Source organism: Vogesella sp. XCS3 (assembly GCF_020616155.1).
Lineage (GTDB): Bacteria > Pseudomonadota > Gammaproteobacteria > Burkholderiales > Chromobacteriaceae > Vogesella.
Genome location: NZ_CP085530.1, coordinates 1029643 through 1046973, shown reverse-complemented (window position 1 = coordinate 1046973; position 17331 = coordinate 1029643). Strand labels below are relative to the sequence as shown.

Annotated in this window: 14 protein-coding genes; 6 read left to right on the top strand and 8 right to left on the bottom strand. The window is 62.6% G+C overall.

Features of this window, described 5'->3' with window-relative positions; genetic code table 11:
* Positions 1-6 precede the first annotated feature (6 nt).
* The 3 genes from LCH97_RS04910 to glnE are packed head-to-tail and all read right to left on the bottom strand — an operon-like array spanning position 7 to position 3932.
* On the bottom strand, positions 7-213 hold the full coding sequence (locus tag LCH97_RS04910; protein ID WP_017508367.1) for a zinc-finger domain-containing protein: 207 nt from the start codon (positions 211-213) through the stop codon (positions 7-9).
* Between the two features lie 48 nt (positions 214-261).
* Positions 262-1185 (bottom strand): branched-chain amino acid transaminase, encoded by a 924-nt coding sequence (locus tag LCH97_RS04905; protein ID WP_227303718.1) that lies wholly within the window; start codon positions 1183-1185, stop codon positions 262-264.
* A gap of 50 nt (positions 1186-1235) precedes the next feature.
* Positions 1236-3932 (bottom strand): bifunctional [glutamate--ammonia ligase]-adenylyl-L-tyrosine phosphorylase/[glutamate--ammonia-ligase] adenylyltransferase, encoded by a 2697-nt coding sequence (gene glnE, locus LCH97_RS04900; protein WP_227303717.1) that lies wholly within the window; start codon positions 3930-3932, stop codon positions 1236-1238.
* Positions 3933-3960: 28 nt separating this feature from the next.
* On the opposite strand from glnE, the gene LCH97_RS04895 reads away from it, so the two are divergent.
* The 3 genes from LCH97_RS04895 to tldD are packed head-to-tail and all read left to right on the top strand — an operon-like array spanning position 3961 to position 10091.
* Positions 3961-7815 (top strand): YhdP family protein, encoded by a 3855-nt coding sequence (locus tag LCH97_RS04895; RefSeq protein WP_227303715.1) that lies wholly within the window; start codon positions 3961-3963, stop codon positions 7813-7815.
* A 15-nt stretch (positions 7816-7830) separates the two neighbouring features.
* Complete coding sequence (locus tag LCH97_RS04890) at positions 7831-8640, top strand: carbon-nitrogen hydrolase family protein (RefSeq protein ID WP_227303713.1); 810 nt, start codon at positions 7831-7833, stop codon at positions 8638-8640.
* Positions 8641-8651: 11 nt separating this feature from the next.
* Entirely contained in the window at positions 8652-10091 is a 1440-nt protein-coding gene (gene tldD, locus LCH97_RS04885) for a metalloprotease TldD (protein ID WP_227303712.1), read from the top strand.
* Here the strand turns inward: tldD and LCH97_RS04880 are convergent.
* Positions 10088-11194 (bottom strand): YbdK family carboxylate-amine ligase, encoded by a 1107-nt coding sequence (locus tag LCH97_RS04880; protein ID WP_227303710.1) that lies wholly within the window; start codon positions 11192-11194, stop codon positions 10088-10090. The two genes, tldD and LCH97_RS04880, sit on opposite strands and share 4 nt — an antisense overlap.
* Positions 11195-11234: 40 nt before the next feature.
* Here LCH97_RS04880 and LCH97_RS04875 point away from each other — a divergent pair, with 40 nt between their 5' ends.
* Complete coding sequence (locus tag LCH97_RS04875) at positions 11235-11729, top strand: MarR family winged helix-turn-helix transcriptional regulator (RefSeq protein ID WP_227303708.1); 495 nt, start codon at positions 11235-11237, stop codon at positions 11727-11729.
* Between the two features lie 84 nt (positions 11730-11813).
* On the opposite strand, the gene msrB is transcribed toward LCH97_RS04875, so the two are convergent.
* The 4 genes from msrB to LCH97_RS04855 form a co-directional block, all read right to left on the bottom strand.
* Entirely contained in the window at positions 11814-12209 is a 396-nt protein-coding gene (gene msrB / locus LCH97_RS04870; protein ID WP_227303706.1) for a peptide-methionine (R)-S-oxide reductase MsrB, read from the bottom strand.
* Between the two features lie 33 nt (positions 12210-12242).
* Positions 12243-12890, bottom strand: a complete 648-nt coding sequence (locus LCH97_RS04865; RefSeq protein ID WP_227303704.1) for a histidine phosphatase family protein — start codon at positions 12888-12890, stop codon at positions 12243-12245.
* Between the two features lie 46 nt (positions 12891-12936).
* The gene (locus LCH97_RS04860) at positions 12937-13812 is read right to left on the bottom strand and encodes an AEC family transporter (protein WP_227303702.1); all 876 of its coding nucleotides are present in this window, start codon (positions 13810-13812) and stop codon (positions 12937-12939) included.
* Positions 13813-13934: 122 nt separating this feature from the next.
* Positions 13935-15299 carry a deoxyguanosinetriphosphate triphosphohydrolase gene (locus tag LCH97_RS04855; RefSeq protein ID WP_227303701.1) on the bottom strand — a complete coding sequence of 455 codons (1365 nt, stop codon included), beginning with the start codon at positions 15297-15299 and terminating at the stop codon, positions 13935-13937.
* A gap of 210 nt (positions 15300-15509) precedes the next feature.
* Here LCH97_RS04855 and LCH97_RS04850 point away from each other — a divergent pair, with 210 nt between their 5' ends.
* Together LCH97_RS04850 and LCH97_RS04845 are read left to right on the top strand one after the other, a co-directional pair.
* Complete coding sequence (locus LCH97_RS04850; protein WP_255619284.1) at positions 15510-16685, top strand: MFS transporter; 1176 nt, start codon at positions 15510-15512, stop codon at positions 16683-16685.
* Positions 16616-17308: a metalloregulator ArsR/SmtB family transcription factor gene (locus tag LCH97_RS04845; RefSeq protein WP_227303699.1), complete on the top strand. Its 693-nt coding sequence runs from the start codon at positions 16616-16618 to the stop codon at positions 17306-17308. Before LCH97_RS04850 ends, LCH97_RS04845 begins: the two co-directional genes overlap by 70 nt.
* Positions 17309-17331 lie beyond the last annotated feature (23 nt).

Genomic DNA, 17331 nt, shown 5'->3' with positions numbered 1-17331 from the left:
AAAGGCTTAATGGTGGCCGTGCGGCAACGGGCCGGTCAGCTTGTAACGGGTACCACAGTAAGGGCATAGTGCTTCACCGCCATTTTTGGCTACCGGCAGGAAGACGCGTGGGTGCGAGTTCCACGCTACCATGTCCGGGGTAGGACAGTGCAGCGGCAGGTCCTTGGCGGTAACTTCGATGATGCGTGCGGTGTTTTCTTTCAGTTCGGCCATGCTGTTAGCTTCCGGTTGGGGCCCGCAGGGCGGGCCGTCTTGCTGTAATCAGGCGACGTGGGTCAGCCAGTGTTGCTTGCTTTCATCCAGGCCTTTGACGCAGTCAAAGTAGCGTTTCTGGATTTCTGCGGTAATCGGGCCGCGTTTGCCCTCGCCAATCGCGCGGCGGTCCAGCTCGCGGATCGGGGTGACTTCGGCGGCGGTGCCGGTGAAGAAGGCTTCGTCGGCGCTGTAGACTTCATCACGGGTGATGCGTTTCTCTACCAGCTCCAGGCCCATTTCATCGGCAATCTGCACCACGGTGTCGCGGGTGATGCCTTCCAGCGCGCTGGTGAGGTCGGGAGTGTATAGCTTGCCCTTGCGGACGATAAAGATGTTTTCGCCAGAGCCTTCTGCCACAAAGCCGTCTACGTCCAGCAGCAGGGCTTCGTCGTAGCCGTCTGCCGTGGCTTCGTTATTGGCCAGGATGGAGTTCATGTAGTTGCCGTTGGCCTTGGCCTTGCACATGGTGATGTTCACGTGATGGCGGGTGAACGAGCTGGTTTTTACGCGAATGCCTTTTTCCAGGCCTTCTTCGCCCAGGTACGCACCCCACGGCCAGGCGGCTACGATCAGCTGTACGTCGTCTTTTTTCGGTGCCACGCCCAGTTTGCCCGAGCCATAAAAGGCCATGGGGCGGAAGTAGCACGATTTCAGCTGGTTGGCTTTCACCACGTCCAGATGAGCCTGGTTGACCTGCTGCTTGGTAAACGGCAGGTCCATGCCCAGAATCTTGGCAGAGCGGAACAGGCGGTCGGTATGGTCTTGCAGGCGGAAAATAGCCGGGCCACGTGCCGTTTCGTAGGCGCGCACGCCTTCGAATACGCCCATGCCGTAGTGCAGGGTGTGGGTCAATACATGGGTAGTAGCGTTACGCCACTCGACCAGTTCGCCGTTGTACCAGATGAAACCGTCGCGGTCTGCCATCGACATGATGAATTCTCCGAGTCCTGTTTTTGCTGTGCTGCGATTATACAGTTGCCCTACTGAAAGTGAACCGGCTTTTCCGCATGCTCGCCGACGGCGGCAAACACACTTTGCCACAGTGCCTGAACCTGCTGGTAGGCCTCGATGGGCGGGTGGCTGCACTTGTCGTTGCCATCAAGCCTGCTGGCGTGCTGCAGGCGGCGGTATAGCCGGTACGCCTGGCGCGCTGCTTCGGCCAGCGTGGCGGGAATCAGGCCGGCTTCGGCAGCGGCGCCTAGCAGGGCAATATTGCCGCTATTGGCCAGCAGTGCCGGGTGCTGGCCTGCGTGCGCCAGTACCAGGTACTGCACAATGAATTCGACGTCCACAATGCCGCCGCGGGCGTGTTTCACATCCTCTACGTTGGCCGCATGGCTTTCCAGCATCTTGTTGCGCATGGCCACCACTTCGGCGCCCAGCGCGGCGCTGTCTCGTGGTAGCGCCAGCACTTGCTGGCGAATGGCTTCGAAGCGCGCGCCGATTTCGGTGTTGCCGCACACGAAACGGGCGCGGGTGAGCGCCTGGTGTTCCCACAGCCACGCTTTGTGGTGCTGGTAGTGCTCGAAGGCTTCTACGCTGCTCACCAGCAGGCCGCTGGCGCCGTCCGGGCGCAGGCGAATGTCAATGTCGTACAGCACGCCAGCCGAGGTGGTGCTGGTGAGCCAGGTAATGATTTTGCGCGCTAGGCGCGAGTACAGGTCGGCAGCGTCCGGGTGGGCGTCGTCGTATAAAAAGATCACGTCCAGGTCCGAGGCGTAGCCCAGCTCCTTGCCGCCGAGTTTACCGTAGCCCACCACGGCAAATAGCGGGGTGTCGCGGTGGCGTTTGGGGATGTCCAGCCAGGCGTGGCGCACGGTGACATCCAGCACCAGGTCGGCCAGGCGCGACAGCTCGTCACTCAGTGCTTCCAGTGTCCACATGCCGGCCAGGTCTTGCGCTACCAGGCGGAAGGTCTGTGCGTGCTGGAAGTGGCGCAGCGCGTCCATTTGGGCCTCCACGTCGGCGTGACACTCGGCCAGTTGTTGCTCCAGCTGTGCGGCCAACTGTGGCCAGTCTGGCGTGGCGTACAGCACGCGGGCGTCCAGTAGCTCGTCCAGCAGAATGGGGTGGCGCGACAGGTAGTCTGACACCCAGGCGCTGGACGAATACAGCGAGGCGAGCCGCTGCAGGGTTTGCGGGTATTCCAGCAGCAGCGACAGGTAGGACGCGCGGCGGCTGATGGCGTCGATCAGCTGCAGGATGCGCTGCAGCGTGGTGTCGGGGTTGTCGAAGCTGGCGGCCACTTCCATCAGCGGGCCCATCAGCGCGTCCAGCTTTTTGCGGCTGGCGTCCGGCATCTGCTGGTAACGTTGGCCGCAGGCTAGGCTGCGCAGCTGGCGCTGCATGTCATCCGGGGCGTGGTAGCCCAGGCTGGCCAGGCGTGGGGCGATGTCGACGTTGGCAATATCGCGCCAGTCGGACTCCAGCGGGTGGGCGGCGGCACCTTCGGTGGGTAGGAAGAATACCTGTTCGAAATGCCGGGTAACGCGGCGGCGGTGCTGGTTCAGCTCGTCCAGAAAGGCCTGCCAGCTGGCAAAGCCCATGCTGCGGGCGATGCGCTGGCGGTTTTCTTCGCTGGCGGGCAGGCTTTGTGTTTGCTGGTCGTCCAGGTATTGCAGCCGGTGTTCGAGGTTGCGCAAAAAAGTGTAGGCGTCCAGCAGCTCGGTGACGGTGTCTGGTTCCAGCAGGCGCAGCTCGGCCAGTACGGCGTAGGTGTCGCGCGTGCTTTTCAGCTGCAGGCGGCGTTCGCGGCCGCCGCGGATCAGCTGGAATACCTGGGCGATGAACTCGACCTCGCGAATGCCGCCGGGCCCCAGCTTGATGTTGTCGGCCATGTCGCGGCGGGCCACTTCGCGGCGGATCTGGGCGTGCAGCTCGCGCATGGCACCGTAGGCGCCGTAGTCCAGGTATTTGCGGTACACAAAAGGGCGCACCAGAGCTTCCAGCTGGCTGGCGTCGCCACTCATCACGCGGGCCTTGATCCACGCGTAGCGTTCCCACTCGCGGCCCTGGGTCAGCAGGTAGTTTTCCAGCGCCGCCAGGCTCATCACCAGCGGGCCGCTATCACCGTAGGGGCGCAGCCGCATGTCCACGCGGAAAACCTGGCCATCGTAGGTCAGGTCGTTGATGGCGCTGATCAGCAGCTTGCCCAGTCGGGTGAAGTACTCGTGGTTGGACAGGCGGCGCGGGCCGCTGGTGTCGCCGTCTTCCGGGTAGATGAAGATCAGGTCGATATCGCTGGAGACGTTCAGCTCGTGCCCGCCCAGCTTGCCCATACCGATGACGATGAGCTCCTGCATCTCGCCGCTTTCCTCGCCGATCGGGTCGCCCAGGTTGGCCAGCGTGCGGCGTGCTACCGGCAGTGTGGTTTGTACGGCAAAGTCGGCCAGCAGGCTGATGGTGGTGACCACCTCGTGCAGGTCGGCCAGGCCGGCGTGGTCGCGGGTAATCAGCCGCGCCATGACGGCAATGCGCAGCTTGCGCAGTGCCGGGGTGAGGGTGTCGATGCTGTCGAAAGCAGCCCAGTTGGCAAAGCCGGCCATTTCGGCGGCGTCAAACGGGTGGTCAAGCCGTGCGGCCAACCTGTCGGCCTCGTCCGGGCGGGCCGTCAGCTGGCGGTCCAGGTAGTAACTGAATGTACGGGCACAGGCGATAGCGGCGGTATTTGCTGGCATAATGCGCTTTCCACGCAATGACGAAATCGTGACAGAACATTCTACCCCCACTCCCGACCCCGCCGCAGCACACGCAGATCAAAGTTTGCGGGTGATTTTCTGGCTGCGCCGCCTTAGCCGCTGGCTGGGCTGGCTATTGTCGGGCGTGCTGCTACTGCTGTTGCTGGCTTTCTTGCTGTTCCGTTTTTATGTGCTGCCCAACCTGGATGGCTGGCGGCCCTGGCTGGCGAGTCAGGTCAGTGCTGCGGTGGGCATGCCGGTGTCGCTGGGCAAGCTGCAGGGGCAGTGGCAGTGGCTGGGGCCGCGTTTCACCATCAGCCAGCTGCAAGTGCGCCCAGACCCGGGCAGCCCGCCGATCACCGTGCGCAGCACGCTGGTGCAGCCATCCTGGCAGAGCCTGCTTTTTCTGGAGCCGCGCCTGGCCTTGCTGCGGCTGGATGGGCTAAGCCTGGACTTGTCACGGCGCACCAATGGCCACCTGTACCTGAACGGCATTGACCTGTCCGCCGGCAAGGGCGATGGCGCCGGGGTGGATTGGCTGCTGCGCCAGGGCGAGGTCAGTGTGAGCCTGCAGCGGTTCTCCTGGCAAGATCACTTGCTGGGCCTGCCGGCTTTTACGGCGCGCCAGCTCACCGCCACCTTGAACAATACCCTGCTGGGACACCGCTTGCGGGCAGTGGCCTTGCCGGCGGCCAGCCAGCTGTCGCACGTGGATTTTGACGCCAGCTGGCAAGGTAGCCGCCTGCGTGACTGGCCGCAGTGGCATGGCAGCGCCACACTGCAGGCCGATGCGCAGCAGCTGAACTGGCTGCAGCGCTACTGGCCGGGCTCGCCGTTGTCGGCCGGCGGGGCAGCCTCGTCGCAAGTGCAGCTGGCCTTCGAGGCCGGTCGGCTAACCTCGCTACAGGGTAAATGGCAGCTGGAAAATGCCGCGCTGGGGCTGCCTGGCGAAAAGGCCACGGCGCTGCCGCGGCTGGCGGGCGAGGTGGATTACCGCAGCCCGGCTGCGGGCCAGCACCAGCTGTCGGCCAAACACTTATACCTGCAAACCCTTTTTGGCAGCCTGCTGCAGGATGCTGCGGTAAGCGCACGCTGGCACGATACGCAAGGTGGCTTTGTCGAAGCCAGCGGTTTGCAGCTGGCACCGGTGCTGCCGCTATTGCGGCCACACGTGCCGGCGGTAGCCGATAGCGCCATCCGTCAGCTGCAAGGTCAGTTGCAGGGCATGCGCTGGCAGTGGCAGGGGCCGCTGCAGCAGCCGCGACAGTATTTGTTCAAGACACGTTTTAGCGAGCTGGCACCGCAAACCGATGCGGCCAACATGACGCTGACGGGCGGCTTGTCTGGCGAGCTGCTGGCCGGTAGCCAGCAAGGGCAGCTCAGCCTGGTGGTCAGCCCCATGCAGCTGGCGCTGCCTGGCCAGCTCAAACAGCCACTGCGTATTCTGGGTGGCGAGGGCGAACTGCGCTGGCAGCGACAGGGTGCAGGCTGGCAGCTGGCTATCCCGGCGCTGGCCGTGGCGACGCCGGATTTCAGTGCCCGCTTGCAGGGGCAGGTGCGCCTGCCCGGGCAAGGCGCCAGCCAAAGCGATTTGCAGTTGGCGATCGACAACGTGGCCATCAATCGCGTGCCGGCCTATCTGCCGCAGCTTATTGGTGCTGACACGCTGGCCTGGCTGCAAGCTGCCTTGCAAGGTGGGCAGGCGCGCCAGGTGCGTGCCACGCTGCAGGGCGATGTGATGCAGTTCCCGTTTGCCGGTGGGGTGGGCGGGCGCTTTACCGTGGATGCGCGCGTGGCCGGTGGCAAGCTGCGCTTTGACCCGGCCTGGCCGTTGATCGATGGCATCGATGGTGAATACCGCATGCGCAATGACGCCATCGAAGTGGCGGCGACGCGGGCTAGTACCGCGGGCATTCGCTTGCAGCAGGTGCAGGTACGTTTGCCTGACACCATGAAAGACACGCAAACCTTGCAGATAGCGGGCCTGGCTGATGGCGAGCTCGCTACCATGCTGGGCTATACGCGCCTAAGCCCGGTAGATGGCTGGCTGGGCGGCTTTTTGTCTACGCTGGATGCCAGCGGCCCGGGCAAACTCAAGCTTGGCCTGGCCATACCGCTGGATGACGCTGAGAAAACCCGGGTCAGCGGTGATGTAAGTCTGGCGGGGAATACGCTGCAGCTGCGTAGCTTGCCGCTGCCGCAACTGACTGATATCCAGGGGGTGTTGCATTTTAACGAGCATGGTATTGCCAGCCCGGGCATAGACTACCGCGCGTTTGGCGGGCGCAGCCGCCTGCAGGCTAGCCTGGATGCGCGCGGCCGCATGCAGTTCACCAGCCAGGGCCAGGTGGATGTGCAGCAGGTGCTGCAGCAGTATGTGCCCTTTCTGACCCCGTATGCGCAGGGCCAGACCGACTACAAGGCCGACTTTACCGTTAGTAATAATCTGGATGCGCTGGCGGTGCAGTCCAGCCTGCAAGGTGTAAGCACCACTGTGCCTGCCCCGCTGGCCAAGGCTGCGGAGCAAAGTTGGCCGCTGCAGCTAGGGGTATTTGCTACCCAGACAGGGTGGCAGGTGGACTGGCAGATACCGCAGCACGCACAGGGGCTGGTAGCGTTGGGTCATGATGGCCAGCTGCTGGGTGCCGGGGTGGGCGTAGGTGCCGAGGCGCCTGTGCTGGAAGGCCGCATCGCCATCAAGGTGGATGCGCCGGTGTTACAGCTGGCGCCTTGGCTGGCCGCCTTGCCAGAAAGCCAGGCCGATGGTGGCGAGTGGGCGTTGCCACTCTCGCTGGGTATCGCTACGCCACGCTTCATGGCGCAGGGCAAAGTACTGAACAATGTGCAGGCCGCACTGGGCTGGCATGGCGGCGAGAGCCCGGTAGCGCTGAACATCAAGGCACGCGAAGTATCAGGCACGCTGCAATACATGCCGCGTGGCAAGGGCAGGCTGCAAGCGCGGCTGGCACACCTGGCCTTGCCGCTGGAAGACGATGGGCAGCCAGCGGCTAGCGAGGCGGAGCCGGAAATTACCATTCCTGGCCTGGATGTCGATATTGCCGCCTTGCAGTGGAAAGACAAGGTACTGGGCAGCCTCAGCCTGAAGGCCCAGCATCAGCCGCAGCTGTGGTTGCTGGATGAAGTGCTGCTGCAAACGCCGGAAGGCAAGCTCACCATGAGCGGTGCCGCGCCGGAGGGTAAAAGCAGCGGCGCCCGCCGCACGGAAATCAGCTTTGCGGCCAACAGTCAGAACGCTGGCGCCCTGTTGGCCCGTCTGGGTGTGCCCGACGCGCTGGTAGGCGGCGAGGGCGAGCTGAACGGCCGGGTAAACTGGCTGGGCCACGCGGCGGCGTTTGACCTAGCCCGCATGAGCGGCAGCGTGAAGCTGGACCTGCGCAAGGGGCGCTTTGCCCAGATCGACCCGGGCGCCGCCCGCCTGCTGGGGGTGCTGAGCCTGCAGTCGCTATCGCGGCGTATCCGCCTGGATTTCACCGATGTATTCAGCAGCGGCTTTGCGTTTGACAGCCTGACGGGCAGCGCCGAGATCGACGCCGGGGTATTCCGCTCCAGCAATGTGCTATTGCAGGGGCCTGCGGCGAAAGTTACCTTGCAGGGCGAGGCCGACCTGGCCAATAACCGTCAGCAGGTAGCGGTGCGGATTACCCCCACCCTGTCGGAAGGAGTGGCGGTACTCACCGGCGCCTCCTTGCTGAACCCGGTGCTGGGTGCCATTACCTTTGCCGCGCAAAAGCTGCTGAAAGACCCGGTGAGCCAGATATTGTCATTCGATTACGAAGTCACCGGCAGCCTTACCGACCCGCAGGTGCGCAAGGTTGGGCAATGGGTAGAAAACAAACCGGTGGCAGCGCCTGCTGCCCCCTGATGCTGGAGTGTCGAGATGGATAAAGCTTTCAAGGTTGCCGCTGTGCAGATGGTGTCGGGTACCGAGCCACAGCGCAATATTGCGCGTGCCGCGCAGCTAGTGGCCGAGGCCGCTGCCCAGGGCGCGCAGCTGGTGGTATTGCCCGAGTATTTTTGCCTGATGGGCCGCCAGGATGGCGACAAGGTCGCGATACGTGAAGCCTACGGTAGCGGCCCGCTGCAGGCGGCGCTGTCTGCCATGGCGCGCGATAACGGCGTGTGGCTGGTGGGCGGCACCATCCCGCTGGCTTGCCCGGACGATGGCCGCGTCTACAATACCCTGCTGCTGTACGCGCCGGATGGTAGCGTGCACAGCCGTTACGACAAGATTCACCTGTTCGGTTTTACCGGGCAGGGTGAGCGCTATTGCGAGTCCGACAGCATCCTGGCTGGCACCGAACCGCTGCGCGCCAGCACGCCGCTGGCCGATATTGCCTTTGGTATCTGCTACGATCTGCGCTTTCCCGAGCTGTTCCGCCTCATGGCCCCGTTTGACCTGCTGGTGCTGCCCGCCGCCTTTACCGCCACCACCGGTGCGGCGCACTGGGAGGTGCTGCTGCGTGCCCGTGCTATTGAAAACCAGTGCTATGTGCTGGCGTCGGCACAGGGCGGCGAACACGAAAATGGCCGCCACACGCATGGCCAGAGTCTGCTGATCGACCCTTGGGGCAATATCGTGGCCCAGATCGGCAAAGGCGAAGGCGTGGTTGTGGGCGAGATCGACCCGAATACCCTACACTCGGTGCGTAGCCGCCTGCCGGCGCTGGATCACCGCGTGTTTTCCTGAAAGAACAAGACATGAGCCAAATAGCCATTGCCGAGCAGCTGCTGCTGGCACCTTACGGTGTGAACGAAGGCGTGATCGATGCCACCTTGGGCCGCATGCTGGGCCACCAGGTGGATTACGCCGACCTGTATTTCCAGTACACCCGCAGCGAAGGCTGGAGCCTGGAAGAAGGCATTGTGAAAGCAGGCAGCTTCAGTATCGACCAGGGCGTGGGCGTGCGCGCCGTCGCTGGCGACAAGACTGCTTTTGCCTACTCTGACGACATCAGCCCGTTTGCCTTGGGCAAAGCTGCCGACGCCGTGCGCGCCATTGGTGCTGCGGGTGGGCACGGTAGCGCTGGCGCGGTGGCCACGCGCCATGGCAGCGGCCTGTACGTGGCGCAAGACCCGCTGGATAGCCTGCCGGCCGAGGCCAAAGTGGCTATCTTGCAGCAGGTGGAAAAGCTGGCCCGCGCCGCGGACCCGCGCATTATCCAGGTAATGGCAGGGTTGGCCGCAGAGTATGACGTGGTGTACATCGCGCGCCACGATGGTGTGCGTGCCGCTGACGTCCGGCCGTTGGTACGCCTGTCTGTGACTGTGATTGCCGAGCAAAACGGCCGCCGCGAAGTGGGCAGTAGTGGCGGTGGTGGCCGCTATGACCTGACCCGCTTTGGCGATGCGCAAATTGCCCATCACGTGCAAAAGGCGGTGAAACAGGCGCTGGTGAACCTGGAGGCGCGCCCGGCGCCGGCAGGACAGATGACCGTGGTGCTGGGTGCCGGCTGGCCTGGCGTGCTACTGCACGAGGCGATTGGCCATGGTCTGGAAGGCGACTTTAACCGTAAAGGCACCTCGGCCTTTAGCGGTATGGTCGGCCAGCGTGTGGCAGCAGCAGGGGTCACCGTGGTGGACGACGGTACGCTGGCCGACCGCCGCGGCTCGCTCTCCATCGACGACGAAGGCAATGCCACCCACCGCACCGTACTGATCGAAGACGGCATCCTGAAAGGCTATATGCAGGACGCCATGAACGCGCGCCTGATGGGTGTAGCCCCCACCGGTAATGGCCGTCGCGAGTCCTACGCCCACATCCCCATGCCGCGCATGACCAACACCTATATGCTGGGTGGCGATAAAACGCCGGAAGAAATCATTGCGTCGGTGCCGGATGGCATTTATGCGGCCAACTTTGGCGGCGGGCAGGTGGACATCACCAGCGGCAAGTTCGTGTTCTCCGCCTCCGAAGCGTGGAAGATCGAAAACGGCAAGCTGGCCTACCCGGTGAAAGGCGCTACCCTGATCGGCAACGGGCCGGAAGTGCTGAACTACGTGGCCATGATAGGCAACGATATGGCGCTGGACGAAGGCGTAGGCGTGTGTGGCAAGGAAGGCCAGAGCGTGCCGGTAGGCGTAGGGCAGCCTACCTTGCGCATCGACGGTGGCCTGACGATTGGTGGCACCGGCGGTTAGTCCAGCCAGTGTAGCGCCTGCTCGCGCAAACTTTCCTGCAGGTTGGTGTCGGCCTGCGTGGCGTATTGGCCTGGCTGCCCGCCTTGCAGGCTGCTGGCCAGCTCGTCCAGTAGCGCCAGGCTTTGCGGGCAGCTGGCAAAGTCGCGCACGATGGTTAGCGTTACCAGCAGGTGTTCACGCAGGCGGCGCCGTCGGCCGCTGCACACATCGATGAATTCGGCGTCCAGGCCGTGGCGAGCTGCCTGAAAGCGGTTGTACCCGTAAACGCTATACAGTGCTTCGCGCCCCGGCAAGCTGGGGCGTTGTTGTATGAAGTACAGCGCCAGTGCCTGGCTCAGGGCTGCCAGCCGTACCGCGTGGCGCAGGCTGTGCGGTGTATCGAAGATGCGGATCTCTACCGTGCCGTACTCCGGCTTGGGGCGGATGTCCCAGTACAGGTCTTTCAGGCTGCTGATGATGCCGTGGCTGGCAAGCATGCTGGTGTGTTGCTGGAAGTCTTGCCAGTTACGCAGTGGTGCAGGCATATGCCCGCTATTGGGAAAGGCGTGAACAGTATTGCTGCGCGCTGACGCAAAGCCGCTGTTTTCGCCCTGTACGAAGGGGCTGGCTGCCGAGAGTGCCAGCAAGTGCGGTATGTAGTAGGCCAGTGCGTGGCAAAGCCATACGGCAGTATCGCCATCGGGGCAGCCAATGTGCACGTGTTGGCCGAAGACAGTGAACTGGCGGGCCAGGTAGCCGTATTCGCTGGCAAAGTCATGGTAGCGCGGGTGGTCGCTGATGCGGCGCTGCCGCCAGTCTTGAAAAGGGTGGGTGCCGCCGCCGCAGGGCAGGGCGTCCAGCGTATGGCAATACTCGCGTAGTAGCTGGCCGTTGCCATACATTTGCTGCAACAGTGTGCCGGCATTGTGGTGTATCGTGCTGTTGATTTCCAGCATGGAGCAGGTAACTTCCTGCTTGAACTGGTGGTGGCCATCGGCCTGTAGTGCGGCCAACAGCGCCGGGGCGCAGGGTTTCAGGTCCAGGCTGTGCTTGCATAGCAGCTGTATTTCCAGCTCCATGCCTAGTGTGCCGGCCTCGGATTGCCGGAATGCGGTTGTCTCCATCGTCATCTCCTTATTTATTTTTTGTACAAAACTATTATTCATGACTGAGTCCATCACACAGCAGAAAGTTCCGGCTTCACCTCTGACGGTGCTGCAGTTGTTTCGCGTGGTGTTTCGCGCGGCGCAGCAGTACTCCGCCGATACCGAGAAAGCGTTGGGCATTTCCGGTGCCCAGGCCTGGCTACTGGCCGAGTTGTACGAGCATGGCCCGCAAAAGGCAGGTGATCTGGCTGCGCGCATGGCGATCAAACCCGCAACACTGAGCAATATGCTGATCAAACTGGTGGAGTTGGGTTATCTGGTGCGCCAGCGCAGTGACAAGGATCAGCGCGTGGTGGAAGTGTCGCTGACCGAGCAAGGGCGTAGCCTGTTGGGAAAAACGGGCTGTGCCCCTCGTGGCTGGATGCCAGAGGCGCTGGCAAAGCTGCCGCCGGCGCAGCTGGAAGGCCTGGCGGAAGGCTTGGGCGGGATGCTGGCTGCCATGAATGTGCCCTTGGGGGATGGTAGCGACAAGCCTTTACCCTTTACCGAGTAAGTGCGGCCAACCTCCAGGCAGCCCGGTTAAACAAAAGCCCCTGCAGAGTATGCAGGGGCTTTTTTGCGGGCGGTTGGTGAGGGGTCAGGCATCTTCAAAGCGCAGTGCTACCGAATTGATGCAGTAGCGTTCGCCAGTAGGCGGCGGGCCGTCGTCAAAGACGTGGCCCAAATGGGCATCGCAGCGCTCGCAGCGTACTTCGGTACGGATCATGCCGTGGCTGGTGTCACGAATGCGCCGGATACTGCCTGGTACGGCCTCTTGCCAGAAGCTGGGCCAGCCGCAGCCCGCATCGAATTTGGTGGCAGACTCAAACAGTAAACTGTCGCAGCACAGGCAGTAGTAGCGGCCAATCCGGTTGTGGAAATAGTGCTCGCCGGTAAACGGACGCTCGGTGCCGGCTTCGCGCGTCACGTAATACTGCTCCGGCGTTAGCTGGGCACGCCATTGTTGAGGGGTCTTCAGGATTTTGTCAGTCATGTGGTGTACTCCTTGCGGCCAGGTTTGGCCGTGTCAGATTTCGTCCAGTGCGGTTTCACCCAGGTGGCGGGTGTCGGCCCACAAGTCCACCTGCCAGCCTTGCCCATCGTGGCTCAGCCAGTTCAGCGAAGCGTTAGGTACCACGATCATGCGTTGGCCTTGTAGCGGCTGGCCGCTGGCCAGGCGGTAGATCATGTCCAGTACGCCGCCGTGCGCCACCAGCAGGATACGTTGGCCGCAGTGCTGGCGCGCCAGCTGGTTGACCGCTGCGTGAATGCGGTCGGCAAAGACCTGGATGCTTTCGCCGCCGTACAGGTCGTGGTGCAAGCTGCGCTCGGCGTAGGCGGCCCAGGCTTGCGGGTGGGTCTGCGCGGCATCACCCAGCCGTGCGCCCTGCATGGCGCCAAAGTGGCGCTCCATCAGCGTGGGTAGGGTGGCGACGCTTAGGCCTACGGCGTGAGCCAGTGGTTCGGCAGTATCGTAGGCGCGGCGCAGCGGGCTGCTGTACAGCGCATCAAAGCGGTGGCCGGCAGCAGCGACGGCGTCGGCCAGCTGCCGGGCCTGGCGCTGGCCTTGGGCATTAAGCGGGATGTCGAGCTGGCCTTGCAGGCGGCGCTCGGCGTTCCAGTCGGTTTCCCCGTGGCGAACCAGGCAGAAGCGGGTAAGAGCGCGATTGGGCATGGCGGGCTCCAGAGTGCTATGCCGGCAGTGTAATGGATTTCCGGCCTCAGCCTAGCGCCAGCACCAAGCCCAAGGGGACAAACAGCAGGCTGGCCAGATTGCCGATCAGCACGATGGAGGCCATGCTTTCTGGCTCCTGCTGGTAGAGCTCGGCCATCAGGAAGTTGAGCACCGCAGGCGGCAGGGCGCCAAACAAGATCAGCAGCGCGTGCTGGTTGCTATCCAGCTGCAGGAGCGGGCTGGCTAACAGGGCGGCGGCCAGGCCGGTAAGCGGGCACAGCACGGCACCCAGCAGGCCAATGCGCCAGCCGGACAGGCTGACATCTACCATGCGTACACCCAAGGCAAACAGCATCAGCGGGATGGTCATGTCGCCCAGCATCTTCATGCCCAGGATCAGCCAGTCTGGCAGGTGCCAGCCGGCCAGGCCAAACAGCAGGCCCAATAAGGTAGCGATGACGATGGGGTTGCGGCTAAGGCCGCGCAAGCTGGTGTGGCGGCTAAAAATGAAGGCACCCAGTGTGAAGTGCAGCAGGTTGGACACCACAAACAGCACGACAAAGGCGTTGAAGCCATCGCGGCCAAAGGCCAGCAGGGCCAGCGGAAGCCCCATATTGCCGCAGTTGTTGAACATCACCGGTGGTAGCAGGGTGCGCGGGCTGGCTGCGGCGAGACGGGCGATGGGCCAGGCGAGCAAGCCGGAGAGCAGCACCACGATCGCGGCAGCGGGCATCAGCTTCCATTGTGCTACCAGCTGAAAGTCTTTTGCAGACAAGGCGCTAAAAACCAGCAACGGGACGCAGACATCCATATTGAGCTTGTTGGCCGCGCGCATATCGGGGCGCACCCGGCGGGCATACGCCCAGCCTATCAATACAATGATAAGCACGGGCAGGATAATGGTAACGATGCGTTCTATCATGATGGCCTGCCGAATAGGGGAACTGGCATTGTCGCTGTGGGGCGGCGTGATGCGCCCAAGGGTTTACCCTTGCTTGCCGCGCAGGCTGGAAAACAGGCTGTTCGGCAAACAGCCTGTTGTGGCTACAGAATGCCGACGCCAGAAATCTCGCGCGCCAGGTTGGCCGCATAGTTGTCGGTCATCGCGCCAATATAGTCCAGCACGCCCATATAGGCCTGATACAAAGTCTGGTTTTCTGGCAGTGGCTGCGGCAGCAAGCCCAAAGCCAAGGCCTGGCGTGCATTCAGGGCATCGTCTCCCTGCGTGATGCGGGTGTGTACGGCGGGTACCAGAATGTCCAGCACGGTGCCGATGCATGGGTAAGAGGCTAGCTCGGTCACCAGCTTGGTACGGTGGCGGTATACCTTCTGGCTGGCCAATGCCTTGGCGTTCAGCAGGGTGTGCTTGATCTCGGGGGCGCATACGTCGATCAGGTCTTTGCCGGGGAAGGTGCCGGCCAGCAGGGTGTCCTGGTGCAGCATGAATTTCTCGGCCACCTCGGCCACGCAGCGGCCCACGGCAATGCCGCGCAGCATGGCGCATTTCTGGCTGACATCGTGGGTCTGCCAGATGCGCTCGGTTTCGCCAAAGTGGCTGAACAGCATTTCAAACTCGCGCACGTCCAGAATGCCGATTTCCACCGCGTCTTCCAGATCCAGAATGGCGTAACAGATATCGTCGGCGGCTTCCATCAGGTAGGACAGCGGGTGCCGCGCCCATTCATTCTCGCCTTTGCGCAGCAGGCCCAGCTCGGCAGCGACATGCTCGAAATACGGCAGCTCGGTGCGGTAGATATTGAATTTTCCGCGTGCCTGGGCTCTGGGGGCATCCGATGTCCACGGGTACTTGATCAGTGCGCCCAGCGCGGCACTGGTTAGCCGCATGCCGCCTTCGCCGCGGTACATCTCCAGGCTGGCTACCATGCGCAGGCTGTGGGCGTTGCCTTCGTAAGTCTGGATGTCTTGCCTCTCGGCTGCGCTCAGGCCGGCTAGCAGGTGCTGGTGCTGCGGGTGGCGAAACCACTCGCGCAATGCATCTTCGCCGGTGTGGCCAAAAGGCGGGTTGCCGATATCGTGCGCCAGACAGGCCACCTGTACCGCGCCGCCAATATCGAACGGTGTGTAGCCATCCGGCAGCAGGCCTTGCGCCTGCATCATGGCGCCCACGCGGTTGCCCAGGCTGCGGCCAACGCTGGCAACTTCTACGCTGTGTGTCAGGCGGTTGTGGGTATGGTCGTTGTGGGCCAGCGGGTGGACTTGTGTCTTGCGACCCAGGCGGCGAAAAGCGCTGGAGAACACCACGCGGTCATGGTCGATGTGAAAGTCGCTGCGCAGTCCCGCAGCCCCTTCCAGGGTGGCTGGCGTGCGGGTCTGGCGTACTTCCTGGTTGATCAGCTTGAAGCGGCGTGTAGACAGCAATTGCTGCCACTGCATGCGGGGTGTATTCATGGCACTTACCGTAAGGGAGTTGCCGCTATCATGCCAGAAACCCGCTGGCTTGCTGTCGGCGGCTTTTATATAAACCAAAATGTTTACAAAATTGCTTGCGTGTTCTAGCCTGTGCGTTTCGATAAGACTGGCAGCAGCGCTGCAGGAAGGCATGGCATGACGGTTGCCCACCCCAAACTGATTTTATTGGCAGTATGTCTGGTTGCCTTGATGAGTACTGCAGGGGTGGCCATGCCTTACCCGATCCTGGCACCCATTTTTGTGGATGCGCCGGCTGATGCTTTCAACCATTTTGCCGGCCTGCCACCCAAGCTATTGCTGGGTATCTCGCTTGCGGCCAACCCGCTGGGTATTTTGCTCGGCAGTACCTTTATCGGCGCCCTGTCTGACCGCTTGGGGCGGCGCCGTGTCTTGCTGTCTACGTTGACCCTGACGCTACTGGGCTATCTGCTGACCGCCTGGTCGCTTGATATGCGCAGCTACTTGCTGTTTGTGTTTGCTCGCTTCCTGACTGGCGTTACCGAAGGCAACGTGGCGGTGGCGCGGGCGATTGTGGCAGATCTCCATCCGCAGCTTGACCGTACGCGCAGCTTTGCCACTCTGAATGCCGTGCTTTACATGGGCTGGCTGGTGGGGCCGATGATTGGTGGTTTCACCTTGCCATTCGGGGAGCCGGTGCCGTTTCTGATTGGCGCGTTTACCTTGCTACCGTGTTTGGCCATTTTGCTGTGGGTGTTGCCGGAAACCGGCGAAGCCAAGGGCTTGCAGGGCATGAGCATGCTGGCGGCCGTGCGCGAGCAGCATGCATTCCGGCTGCTGCGGCAGGATGGCGTACTGGCTGCGCTGTTCTGGATGCAGCTGACTTTTGCATTGGGGGTGAATGCTTTTTACGAGTTTTATCCGCTGTGGCTGGTGGAGTATGCCCACCTGGGGAGTAGCGGCATTGCCTGGGTAACGGCTGGCTTGTGTCTGATCATGGCGCTGACCAGTACCCTGGTGGGCAAGCTGGGCCTGGGGGTGGATCCGCTGCGCCGTGCCCGGCAGCAGGCGGTGCTGGTGGGCGCCGGGTTATTGTTACTGGCTGTATTGCCCGCGATGCCAGGCCTGCTGTTGCTGGTGGTGCTGGGTTTGCCACTATCCATTTATAACGCGGTGCTGCCGAGCTGGTGCGCCGAGCGTTTTGCCGATTATGGGCAGGGGAGCATCATGGGGCTGCTCAGTACCATTTTTTGTATCAGTAATGTGCTGATTGCGATCTTCGGCAGTTTGCTGACGTTGCTGGACACCCGCTTTACCATCGCGCTGGGTGGTTTGATGTGCTTGTTGGCCGTGGTTATGCTGAATCGCTTGCTACGCGTCGGTTGGGCCGTGGCCAAGGGGGTGTGATGCGTAGCCAGGAACAAATATTGTATCTGCTGAAAACGCAGGGGCCGCTAACAGCGCAGGCAGTGGCAGAGGCTATGGCGCTGACCAGCATGGGGGCGCGCAAGCATCTGCAGCAGCTACAGCAGCGTGGTTTGGTCGTGGCGGAAGACCGAGCCGCAGGCAAGGGGCGCCCGGCACGGTTTTGGCTGCTGAGCGATGCCGGGCACGCGCGTTTTCCCGACCGGCATGGCGAGCTTACTGCGCAGCTTATTACGCTGGTGCGCAGCAGCCTGGGTGAGGCTGCGCTTGATGCGCTGGTGTTGGCTCGTGAGCAGCAGGCAATGGAAGCCTATCAGCAAAAGCTGGCAGCGGCGCATACGCTGGCAGAGCGCTTGGCACTGCTAGTGCAGGCGCGCACCGAAGAAGGTTATATGGCGGAGTTGCTGGTTCAGGAGCAAGGCTGGTTGCTGGTGGAAAACCACTGCCCGATTTGTGCTGCTGCGCAGGCTTGCCAGGGCTTTTGTCGCTCAGAGCTGCAGCAGTTCCAGCAGTTGCTTCCCGATGCTGTGGTTAGTCGTGCCGAGCATTTGCTGGGTGGTGCGCGGCGTTGTGCTTATGTGATTGCGCCCTTGGTAAAACAATAAAAACACCCCCGTCGTAGCGGGGG